Below are 12024 nucleotides of genomic sequence, written 5' to 3'. Positions count from 1 at the left end.
GGTGCAAAAAATCCCAAGCATACGCCGCCCCTGTGGGAGCGGGTTCACCCGCGAATGCCGGCAAAGCCGGTGCCATCCACCGCGTCGCTTGCTTCGCGGCTAAAGCCGCTCCCACAGGGACGGCGCAAGGCCGCTAACAGGGTTCCACCGATGCCTTGTCAATCGGCTAGTGGCACTGCGCCATACTCTCCGTATCGTACCTACGTGATATCGTTTCCCCTCAGCCCCCAGCGCCAGCCAGAGACCTCCCGATGCCCAATACCACTCACCTCCACCCTGGCTTCATGATCGTCCACGGCAACCGCCTCGACGACCTGCGCAGCTTGGTGGTGAGCTGGATGCGTCGCTATCCCTTGGCACCTCTGGAAAACGAAATCGCCTTGGTGCAAAGCAATGGCATCGCCCAATGGCTCAAGCTGGCTCTTGCCGAAGACCCTCAGGACGATGACCAGGGCGGCTGTGGCATCGCCGCCGCCATCGATGTGCAACTGCCAGGCAGCTTCATGTGGCAGCTTTACCGCAGCGTGCTGGGCCGTGACGAAATTCCCGAAGTCTCCCTGCTCGACAAGGCACCGCTGACCTGGCGTCTGATGCGTCTGCTCCCGGCTTTGATCGAACGTCCTCACTTCGAACCGCTGCGACGCTTCCTCACCGACGACAGCGACCTGCGCAAGCGCTATCAGCTCGCCGAGCGCCTGGCCGACCTGTTCGACCAGTATCAGGTCTACCGCGCCGACTGGCTCAAGGATTGGGCCGCTGGCGAGCACGTCCTCAACACCGCCCGCGCTGAACGCAAGGCGCTGCCCCCGGGCAACCGCTGGCAGGCCGAGTTGTGGCGTGCATTGCTGGAGGATGTTGGTGAGCAGGGCATGGCGCAGAGCCGTGCCGGCGTACATCAACGCTTCATCGAACGGATCAATAGCCTGGAGCAGGCACCTGCCGGTCTGCCGGCCCGGGTGATCGTATTCGGTATCTCATCGCTGCCAGCCCAGGCCCTCGAGGCACTGGCCGGCCTGGCACGCTTCAGCCAGGTGCTACTGTGCGTGCACAACCCCTGCCGCCACCACTGGGCCGATATCGTTGCCGACAAGGACCTGCTGCGCCACCAGTACAAGCGCCAGCAGCGCAAGCAGGGCATGCCCTTGCAACTGGACGACCAGTCGCTGCACCAGCATGCCCACCCTTTGCTGGCCGCCTGGGGCAAACAAGGCCGCGATTACATCAACCTGCTCGACAGCTACGATGACCCCAGCAGTTACCAGGGCGTGTTCAGCGACGGTCGCATCGACCTATTCAGTGAGGGCTCGCCCACCACGCTGCTCAACCAGTTGCAGGACGACATCCTTGAACTGCGTCCGCTCGCCGAAACTCGTGAGCAGTGGCATCCAGTCGACCCAGCGAAGGACCGCTCGATCCGCTTCCACATCGCCCATAGCCCGCAACGCGAAGTGGAGATCCTTCACGATCAGTTACTGGCCCGGTTCAGCGCAGACCCAACCCTGCGCCCACGTGACGTGATCGTCATGCTGCCGGCCATCGATACCTACGCGCCGCATATTCGCGCCGTATTCGGCCAGTTGCAGCGCAACGATCCGCGCTACATCCCGTTCACCCTGACCGACCAGGGCCAACGTGGCCGCGAACCCTTGCTGATTGCCCTCGAACACCTGCTCAAGCTGCCGGACAGCCGCTTCGCGGTCAGCGAAGTGCTCGACCTGCTGGATGTGCCGGCAGTCCGCGCCCGTTTCGGCATACGCGAAAACGACCTGCCCACGCTGCACCGCTGGATCGAGGGGGCCGGCATCCGCTGGGGCCTCAATGCCGAGCAGCGGGCCAGCCTGGGCTTGCCCGCTGGGCTGGAACAGAACAGCTGGCGGTTCGGCCTGCGGCGCATGCTGCTGGGTTATGCCGTCGGCGTGGGTGAGGCCTGTGACGGCATCGAACCCTACGATGAAATCGGTGGCCTGGATGCGGCGCTGATCGGCCCGCTGGTCGCCTTGCTCGACGCCCTCGAAGTAGCCAGCAAGGCCTTGTCCGAGCCTGCCACTGTCAGCCAGTGGGGGGAACGCCTGCATGCCTTGCTGCAAGTGTTTTTCCTGGCCGAGGGCGAGCGCGACGAGTTCCTGCTGATGCAGTTGCAGGATTTGCGTGATAGCTGGCTTGAGGTGTGCGAGGCCGTCGGCCTGCAAGACCCATTGCCGCTGACCGTGGTGCGCGAAGCCTGGCTGTCGGGCCTCGACCAGGGCAAGTTGTCCCAGCGCTTCCTCGCCGGCTCGGTGAACTTCTGTACCCTCATGCCGATGCGCGCCATCCCGTTCCGGGTGGTCTGCCTGCTGGGCATGAACGATGGCGATTACCCCCGCGCTCAGCAGCCGCTGGACTTCGACCTGATGGCCAGCGACTACCGCCCCGGTGACCGCTCGCGCCGCGAGGATGACCGCTACCTGCTGCTCGAAGCATTGTTGTCGGCCCGCGACCAGCTGTATGTCAGCTGGGTCGGGCGCAGCATTCGCGACAACAGCGAACGCCCGGCCTCGGTGCTCATCGGCCAGTTGCGCGATCACCTTGCAGCCGGCTGGCAGCTGGCAGGCGCGGAGCAGGGGCAGCCGGCAGAACCGGGCGAGCAACTGCTGCACGCACTGACCCAGGAGCACCCGCTGCAACCGTTCAGTTCACGCTACTTCCAGAAGGGCAGCCCGCTGTTCAGCTTTGCCCACGAATGGCAGGTGTTGCACCAGCAGGGCCAGGAGGACCAGCAGGCTGACCCCGTCCTGCCGCCATACCATGACGAGGAGGCCTTGAGCCTGACCCAGCTGAATGACTTCCTGCGCCACCCGGTGCGGCATTTCTTCAGCCAGCGTCTGAAGGTGTACTTCGAAGCGCTGGAAGCACCGACCCCGGACGAGGAACCCTTCGTCCTCGATATCCTGCAACGATACGGCGCCAGTGAAAGCCTGTTGGGTGCAGCGCTGGCCGAGCCGGACAATGCCGAACAGGCCCTGCAGGCACAAGCACGGCGCTTGCAGGCCTGTGGCGTGCTGCCACTGGCCGGCTTCGGCGAACTGCTGCAGCGCGAGCTGATCGAGCCCCTTCCAGGCCTGCTGCAACGCCACCGCCAGCTATTGCAACGCTGGCCGCAGCTGGTCGAGGGGGCATTGCCAGTGCATTTCGAGCACGGCCCGCACCGCCTCGAAGGGTGGCTTGGGCGGGTATTCCAGGCAGATGACCAGAGCCTGCTCAGCATCACCACCGTACCCAACACTATCAGTGCCGGGCGTAACGCCCTCAAGTGGCACCGACTGATCGCGCCCTGGGTCACGCACCTGGCGGCCTGCGCGGCGGGCTACCCGTATAACAGCGCGCTGGTGGCCAGCGACTTGACCCTACTGCTTGAGCCACTGCCGCAAGCGCAGGCGGCGCAATTGCTGGGCGACCTGCTGGTAGCCCGTCAGGCGGCGATGAATGCGCCGTTGCCGGTCGCGGCCAAGACCGCGTTCGCCTGGCTGGCCCAGGACGATAGCGACAAAGCTCTGGCTGCTGCCGCCCGCGCCTACGAAGGCGATGAGCGCACCAGCTTCGGCGAGCGCAGTGAAAGCATCGCCCTGGCCCGGCAGTTCCGCGACTTTGCCGCACTCACCGCTGATGAAACCTTCGAAGGCTGGTGCGAAGCCTTGTACCGCCCATTGTTCAACGCCCCGTGGCAGACCCTGGGCAACCCGGAGAAAGGCGCATGACCCAGGACCGTCCCCTGGCACTGAGTTTCCCCCTGCACGGCAGCCAGCTGATCGAGGCAAGCGCCGGCACGGGCAAGACCTTCACCATTTCGGCGCTGTACCTGCGTCTGATCCTCGGTCACGGTGGCGAGCAGGGCTTCAACCGCGAGCTGCTACCACCGCAGATCCTCGTGGTGACCTTCACCGACGCCGCCACCAAAGAGCTGCGCGAACGTATCCGCGCCCGCCTGGCCGAAGCTGCGCGGTTCTTCCGTGGCGAGCTGGAGGCGGCCGACCCGCTGCTGCATCAGCTGCGTGACGATTACCCGGAAGAAACCTGGCCACGCTGTGCCGGGCGCCTGGAAATCGCCGTGCAGTGGATGGACGAGGCAGCGGTATCGACCATCCATGGCTGGTGCCAGCGCATGCTGCGCGAACATGCCTTCGACAGCGGCAGCCTGTTCACCCAGACCCTGGAAACAGACCACAGCGAACTGCTGGGTCAGGTCATGCGCGACTACTGGCGGCGCTTCTGCTACGGCATGCAAGGCGACGCGCTGGCCTGGGTGCGTGGCCACTGGGGCAGCCCCGACGCCTTGCTGCCGCGGATCCGCCCGCTGTTCGGTCGCGTGCGCGTCCAGCACGATGGGCCCGAGCCGGCGGCACTGATCCAGGCATCGCTGCAGCAACGTGGCGAGCAGTTGGCCCGGCTCAAGGCGCCTTGGGCGCAATGGGCCGAGGAGTTGCGCCAGATCTGCCGTGATGCACTGGCCGCCAAACAGGTCGATGGCCGCAAGATGCAGGCCCGTTACTTCGAGCCCTGGTTCGACAAACTCTGCGCCTGGGCCGCAAACGAACAACTGGTGGAACTTGACCTGGGCACCGGCTTTACCCGCCTGACCCCAGCGGGCATGGCCGAAGCCTGGAAGGGCGAGCCACCCGAGCACCCGGCCCTCAACGCCATGCAGAGTTTGCAGCAACAGTTACAGGCCCTGGACAGCCCGGATGCCCCATTGCTCGAGCATGCCGCCAACTGGGTAGCGGCACGCTTCGAAGTGGAGAAGCGTCGGCGCGCGGAAATGGGCTTCGACGACATGCTCCTGCGCCTGCAGCACGCCCTGGCCAGCGAGGCTGGCGATCGCTTGGCCAGCCTGATCCGCGAACAGTTCCCGGTGGCGTTGATCGACGAGTTCCAGGACACCGACCCGGTGCAGTACGGCATCTTCGAGCGCATCTACCAGATCAGCGAAAACCGCGCCGAAACCGGCCTGTTCATGATCGGCGACCCCAAGCAGGCGATCTATGCCTTCCGTGGCGCCGACATCTACACCTACCTTGCTGCCCGCCGTGCCACCAGTGGTCGCCTGCACAGCCTGGACACCAACTACCGCTCCAGCAAGGCCATGGTCGCGGCGGTCAACCAGGTGTTCCTGCAGGCCGAGGCGCGTGAGGCAGGGCGTGGCGCATTCCTGTTCCGCGAGGCTGATGACAACCCGCTGCCGTTCATCGAGGTCCGCGCCAAAGGCCGTAGCGAACAGCTGTTGATCGACGGTGAAGCCTGCGCAGCCCTGCAATGCTGGCATCTGGAAAGCGAAGAGCCGGTCTCCGGCAGCGTTTACCGGCAGCAGCTGGCAGCCAGTTGCGCCAGCCATATCGTCGCCTTGCTCAATGGCGGCCAGCAAGGCACGGCTGGTTTCCAGAATGCCGAGGGCGAACTACGCCCGTGCCTGCCATCGGACATCGCCATCCTGGTGCGCGATGGCCATGAGGCGCAGATGGTCCGCGCCGAGCTTGCCGCGCGCGAGGTGCGTAGTGTGTACCTGTCCGACAAGGACTCGGTATTCGCCGCCCAGGAAGCCCACGACCTGTTGGCCTGGCTAAAGGCCTGTGCCGAACCCGACTCGGAGCGCCTGCTCAAGGCCGCCCTGGCCAGCCTTACCCTCGATCTGTCGCTGGCTGCGCTGGACCGCCTGAACCAGGACGAGCGGGTCTGGGAAGACTGGGTCATGCGTTTTCGCCGTTACCGCGACACCTGGCAGCGTCAGGGCGTGTTGCCGATGCTGCGGCACCTGCTGCATGACTTCCAGCTGCCGCGCACGCTGATCCGCCGCAGCGATGGCGAGCGGGTGCTGACCAACCTGCTGCACCTGGCCGAGCTGCTGCAACAGGCCGCCGGCGAACTGGACGGCGAACAGGCGCTGATCCGCCACCTGGCCGAGCACCTGGCCAGTTCCGGCCAGGCTGGTGAAGAGCAGATCCTGCGCCTGGAGAGTGACGAGCAGTTGGTGAAAGTGGTGACCATCCACAAATCCAAGGGCCTGGAATACCCCTTGGTCTACATGCCGTTCATCTGCACCAACAAACCAGTGGACGGCACCCGCCTGCCGCTGGCCTGGCATGATAGCCAGGGCAACGCCCATCTCACCCTCACACCAGACCAGGAACAGATCGACCGCGCCGACGACGAGCGCCTGGCCGAAGACCTGCGCCTGCTCTACGTGGCCCTGACCCGTGCCCAGCATGCCTGCTGGCTGGGTGTCGCCGACCTCAAGCGGGGCAACCAGAAGAGCTCGCAACTGCACCGCTCGGCGTTCGGCTACCTGCTGGGTGGCGGCCTCGCCCTGCCGGGCTCGCAACAACTGACGGACTGGTTGCAGGCCTTGGCCAAGACCTGCCCGCACATCTCTTGCCCGAGCCTGCCGCCGGCAGATGAGCAGGTGTATCGCATGCCGCACGCCGAGCATGAGCTGCTACCTGCCCGCAAGCCGCGCCGCGCGGTGGGCGCCGAGCATTGGTGGATTGCCTCGTACAGTGCCCTGCGCGTCGGCGACCAGACCCTCGGTGCCGACAGCTCCCAGGCCCAGCAGTTACTGGATGATGAAGTGGTCGATACCCAGATGCTGCGCGAGGTCCCGGCCGACAGTGGCGATATTCACCGCTTCCCGCGCGGGCCCAACCCCGGCACCTTCCTGCATGGCTTGCTGGAATGGGTTGGCCGCGAGGGTTTCAGCCAGGTCAGCGGCAATGCACGGCTGATCGAGCGAACCGTTGGCCAGCGCTGCAACCGTCGCGACTGGACCGGCTGGATTCCCACCCTGACGCACTGGCTGCAGCGCCTGCTGGGCGAAGCGCTGCCGTTGCCGGGCAACCACCTCGGTGTAACGCTCGGGCAGCTGCGCCACTACCAGATCGAAATGGAGTTCTGGTTCGCCAGCCACCAGGTCGATGCCGAACAACTCGACCGCCTGGTGGCACGCCACACCCACCCCGGCCTGGCACGCCCGGCGGCGCAGCCGACTGTGCTCAATGGCATGTTCAAAGGTTTCATCGACCTGGCCTTCGAGCTGGACGGGCGTTACTACGTGACCGACTACAAGTCCAACTGGCTGGGGCCGGACATTCAGGCCTACGATGCCCAGGCCATGGAAAAGTCCATCCTCGAACATCGCTACGACCTGCAGTACGTGCTGTACCTGCTGGCCCTGCATCGCCAGTTGCGCGCCCGCCTGCCTGACTACGACTACGACCGCCATGTTGGCGGCGCCCTGTTCATCTTCCTGCGAGGTGCCAGCAGCAGCGGCCACGGCGTTTACCACGCCAAGCCACCGCGTGAGCTGATCGAAAGCCTCGATGCGCTGTTCCGTGGTGAGCATCCGCCCGTACAGCAGGACCTGTTTGCCGGAGCCGTGATATGAGCCGAAGCCTAGTCGACCTGTTGCCCACCCCGCTGCACGCCGAGCACCTGCTTGCATTGGCGCCACAGCATGACAGCGGTGACCTGCTGCAACTGCTCGACCGCTGGGTAGAGCGCGGCTGGCTGCGTGCCCTGGACCGAGCGTTCGTATCATTCCTGGAGGAGCTAGCCCCCGGTAGTGACCCACTGCTGTTGCTGGCCGCCGCCCTGGCCAGCCACCAACTGGGCCACGGCCATGTCTGCCTCGACCTGCAGCAGACCCTGGCCGAGCCCGATTTCGCCCTGTCCTTGCCGCCTGAAGGCGACGCCTTGACCGGCCCCTTGCTGCTGCCTTCGCAGTTGCTCGCCGACCTCGACCTGCACGCCTGGCGCCAGCGCATTGCCGCCAGTCCGCTAGTGGCCGCCGGCGATACTTCGGGGCAGCAAGCGCGGCCTCTGGTGCTCAGCGGAGAGCGCCTGTACTTGCGCCGTTACTGGAGTTACGAGCGGCGCATCGACCATACACTTCGCCAGCGCCTGACCCAGTCCGAAGCGCCCCCGGCCGACTTGCGTGGCCGCCTGGCGCAGCTGTTTGACGGCGGTACGCCGGCTGGCCAGGTGGACTGGCAGAAGCTCGCCTGCGCCCTTGCCACCCGCGCAGGCTTCAGCATCATCACCGGCGGCCCCGGCACGGGCAAGACAACCACCGTGGTACGCCTTTTGGCCTTGCTGCAGGCGCCGGCGGTGGAGCAGGGCAGGCCATTGCGCATTCGCCTGGCCGCGCCGACCGGCAAGGCGGCCGCGCGCCTGACCGAATCCATTGGCCAGCAGGTCGAGCGCCTGCAGGTCAGCGCCGAGGTGCGCGGGCAGATCCCCACCGAGGTCAGCACCGTGCACCGCCTGCTCGGCAGCCGCCCCGGTTCGCGGCACTTCCGCCACCATGCCGGCAACCCGCTGCCGTTGGACGTGCTGGTGGTCGACGAAGCGTCGATGATCGACCTGGAAATGATGGCCAACCTGCTCGATGCCCTGCCGCCACGGGCACGTCTGGTACTGCTGGGCGACAAGGACCAGCTGGCCTCGGTCGAAGCCGGTGCGGTACTGGGTGACCTGTGCCGGGATGCCGAGGAGGGCTGTTACTCGTCGGCGACCGAGGCATGGCTGGAGCAGATCGGTGGCGAGTCGCTGGCGGGCAGCGGCCTCAAGGCCGGCGATGAGCAACGCAACCCGTTGGCCCAGCAGGTGGTGATGCTGCGCTTCTCGCGGCGTTTTGGCGAAGGCAGCGGCATTGGCCAACTGGCCCGGCTGGTCAATCGCCAGGACTCCCACGCGGCCCGCAACCTGTTGGCCACGCCGCCGCCCGATGTGCATAGCCTGGCCCTGAAGCACGAACAGGACCGCGCCTTCGACCGCCTGCTGCTCGACGGGCTGAACCGCGGCAGCGACGGCCCGCAGGGTTATCGCAGCTATCTGCGCACCCTTGGCCGCTTCCGCCCGGCACTCGATACCGCCGTTGACGACCCCGCCTGGGAGCAATGGGCGGGCAAGGTGCTGCACAGCTTCGAAGACTTCCAGCTGCTGTGTGCGGTACGCCGCGGCGCCTGGGGTGTCGAAGGCCTCAACGAGCGGGTGGCGCGGGTACTGCACAATGCCGGGCTGATCGACAGCCAGCAGCCCTGGTACGAAGGGCGCCCGGTGCTGGTCACCCGCAATGACTACGGCCTGGGCCTGATGAACGGTGACATCGGCATCGCCCTGCGCCTGCCGGACGAGCGCGGCGAACCCTTACTGCGCGTGGCCTTCCCGCGTAACGACGGCAGTGGGGGCGTGCGCTTCGTCCTGCCCAGCCGGCTGAACGAAGTGGAAACGGTATTCGCCATGACCGTGCACAAGTCCCAGGGCTCGGAGTTCAGCCACACCGCGCTGGTGCTGCCGGATGCGCTCAACCCGGTGCTGACCAAGGAACTGGTATACACCGGCATCACCCGCGCCAAGCATTGCTTCAGCCTGGTCGAGCCTCGCCAGGGTATTTTCGAAGAAGCGGTCGCGCGCAAGGTACGGCGTATTTCCGGATTGATGCTGGAGCAGGTCTGACCCTGTAGTGAGCCAATAGGAGATCCCTTGTGGGAGCGGGCGCAGCCCGTGCCAGCCACCGTGGTGCCTGCTTCGCGGGCACGCCCGCTCCCACAGGGATCGCATTAGATCCGCGCCGTTCCTACAAGCATGCGGCCATGTGCTATCGTTGCGCCGATATCGGAAAGGACCTTAAGAGATTTCCCACATGAACGTGGCCGCAAGGCGAGTGACGAGCTGTGTGCTTTCGCTATTGCTGGCCGCCCTGTTCCTTTCCGCAGGCCCGGCCCAGGCAGACCCCGCCATAACTGCCGCCCAGGCGCAGCAACGTGCCAAGGCCGTTACCCAGGTGGTGCTGGGCATCTTCAGCTACGCCCGCTGGCCCGTCGAACCTTCGCCCTTGCGCCTGTGCCTGGTCGGCCCGACCGAATACGCCGATGACCTGATCAAAGGCCATGTGCAGGAGTCTGGCCGACCGCTGCAGGTGCGGCGGCTGCTGGCAGACGATAGCCAGGTCGCCCAGGCCTGCGACGCCATCTACATTGGCAAACTCGACCAGGGCCAGCGCGACCGGCTGTTCGAGCGCGTCAGTGGCCACCCGGTGCTGAGCATCAGCGAGGCAGACGACCCGTGCACGGTCGGTAGCCTGTTCTGCTTGCGGGTCAGCGACCAGCAGGTAGCCTTTGAAGTCAACCTGGACTCGGTGGCACGCTCCGGCGTGCACATTCATCCCAGCGTGCTGCAATTGTCGCGGCGCCGGGCGGTGCAACCATGAAACCAACGCGCAAGCGCGGCGTGCGCCCGACCCTGCGCTCGGTGTTGGGCCGTGGCCACCTCAGCGTCGCCTTGCTCGCCGTGGGCCTTGCCGGCATATCCCTGACCCTGCTGGGCGTGCTCGCCCTGCGTGTCTACGCCAACGACAACCTGCACCTGATCGCCCGCTCGATCAGCTACACCGTGGAAGCGGCGGTGGTGTTTGACGACAGCGCTGCCGCCAATGAATCGCTGGCGCTGATCGCCAGTACCGAGGAAGTGGCCGAAGCCAGGGTCTTCAACAACGAAGGCGAGCAGCTGGCGCATTGGCAGCGCAGTGATACCGGCGTGCTCGCGCGGCTGGAGGCACAGGTGGCCACCGCCTTGCTGGATGAGCCGATCAACCTGCCGATCACGCACCAGCAACAGCAGGTCGGGCGCATCGAGCTGGTTGGCCAGGGGCGAAGCCTGTTGCTGTTCTTGTTCAGCGGGCTGGCCGGCATCCTGTTCTGCACGGTGCTCAGCGCCCTGGCTGCCCAATACCTGTCGCGGCGTCTGCTCAGCGATATCGTCCGCCCGCTGCGCGGCCTGGCCAGTGTCGCCCACGCCGCCCGCCGCGAGCGCAGTTTCGACCGGCGCGTGCCGGAGGCGCCGATTGCCGAGCTCAACGAACTGGGCAATGACTTCAACGCGCTGCTGGATGAGCTGGAGGTATGGCACAGCCACCTGCAGAACGAAAACCAGACCCTGGCCCACCAGGCCAGCCACGACAGCCTGACCGGCTTGCCCAACCGCGCCTTCTTCGAGGGGCGCCTGAGCCGCAGCGTGCGCAATGCCGAACGGCAGCAGGATCACCTGGCGCTGCTGTTCCTCGACAGTGACCACTTCAAGCAGATCAACGACACCCTCGGCCATGCGGTGGGCGACGAAGTGCTGATCAGCGTGGCCGACCGCGTGCGTGCCCAACTGCGCGAGCACGACTTGGTAGCGCGCCTGGGTGGCGATGAGTTCGCCGTGCTGCTGACGCCTTTGCATTCGCGCCAGGACGCCGAGCACATTGCCGAGAAGATCGTTGCCAGCATGAAGTTGCCGGTGCAGCTGGACAGTGGCCGCAGTATCGCCACCTCGTTGAGTGTCGGTATTGCCTATTACCCGGATGACGGCGCCGACCCCGCCAGTCTTCTGAATGCCGCCGATGCGGCGATGTACCAGGCCAAGCGCAAACGCCGTGGCCATTGGCAGGTGGCGCAGACGGAACGGTCCGCCAGCGAAATCAAGAACAGGAGTTGAACCCGTGATACAGGCTTTGCGTTTCCCCCTTTGGGCCTTGTTGCTCGCCGTGCTGGCGCTGACCGGCTGCCAGAGCGCTCCGCCCAAAGGCCTGTCCGCCGAGCAGATTGCCGTGCTCAAGCGTGAAGGCTTTACCCCGACCGACGAAGGCTGGGCCTACGATTTGTCCGGCAAGGTGCTGTTCGGCAGCGACCTGGACAGCCTCAACAGCCAGAGCCAGGCGATTGTCGAACGCATTGGCAAGGCGCTGCTCGGCGTTGGCATCCAGGGGGTGCGGGTGGATGGGCATGCCGACTCGTCCGGCAAGGCGGCATATAACCAGCAGCTGTCCGAGCGCCGCGCACAGAGCGTTGCCAAGGCGCTGGTCGGGGTAGGCATGCCGGCGCAGAACATCCAGTCCCGCGGACTGGGCAGCAGCCAGCCGGTGGCGAACAACCGCACCAGCGCCGGGCGCACCGAGAACCGGCGGGTGTCCATTGTGGTGGCTTCGTACTGACCACAGCCTACGGGCTATCAGATATC

Annotated in this window: 6 protein-coding genes; all 6 read left to right on the top strand. The window is 65.8% G+C overall.

The features are described 5' to 3' along the window. Positions 1-251 precede the first annotated feature (251 nt). The 6 genes from recC (at position 252) to MJ643_RS11120 (ending at position 11998) form a co-directional block, all read left to right on the top strand. Positions 252-3734, top strand: coding sequence for an exodeoxyribonuclease V subunit gamma (recC, locus tag MJ643_RS11145; protein ID WP_023662317.1), 3483 nt, complete (start codon positions 252-254; stop codon positions 3732-3734). Next, positions 3731-7408 (top strand): exodeoxyribonuclease V subunit beta, encoded by a 3678-nt coding sequence (recB, locus tag MJ643_RS11140; protein WP_013974251.1) that lies wholly within the window; start codon positions 3731-3733, stop codon positions 7406-7408. The genes recC and recB overlap by 4 nt, the downstream gene beginning before the upstream one ends. Then, positions 7405-9480 carry an exodeoxyribonuclease V subunit alpha gene (recD, locus tag MJ643_RS11135; protein ID WP_013974250.1) on the top strand — a complete coding sequence of 692 codons (2076 nt, stop codon included), beginning with the start codon at positions 7405-7407 and terminating at the stop codon, positions 9478-9480. Before recB ends, recD begins: the two co-directional genes overlap by 4 nt. A gap of 187 nt (positions 9481-9667) precedes the next feature. Continuing rightward, a complete protein-coding gene (locus MJ643_RS11130; RefSeq protein WP_024087750.1) occupies positions 9668-10234 on the top strand; it encodes a YfiR family protein in 567 nt (188 codons plus the stop codon). Further along, a complete protein-coding gene (locus MJ643_RS11125) occupies positions 10231-11502 on the top strand; it encodes a diguanylate cyclase (RefSeq protein WP_013974248.1) in 1272 nt (423 codons plus the stop codon). The genes MJ643_RS11130 and MJ643_RS11125 overlap by 4 nt, the downstream gene beginning before the upstream one ends. Before the next feature lie 4 nt (positions 11503-11506). After that, on the top strand, positions 11507-11998 hold the full coding sequence (locus tag MJ643_RS11120; protein WP_023661427.1) for an OmpA family protein: 492 nt from the start codon (positions 11507-11509) through the stop codon (positions 11996-11998). The last annotated feature ends 26 nt before the right edge of the window (positions 11999-12024 follow it).

It is taken from the genome of Pseudomonas sp. PNPG3, from assembly GCF_023093815.1.
In the GTDB taxonomy this organism is placed as follows: domain Bacteria; phylum Pseudomonadota; class Gammaproteobacteria; order Pseudomonadales; family Pseudomonadaceae; genus Aquipseudomonas; species Aquipseudomonas asiatica.
The sequence above is the reverse complement of the archived record's forward strand: the minus strand, read 5'-3'. Positions and strand labels throughout refer to the sequence as shown.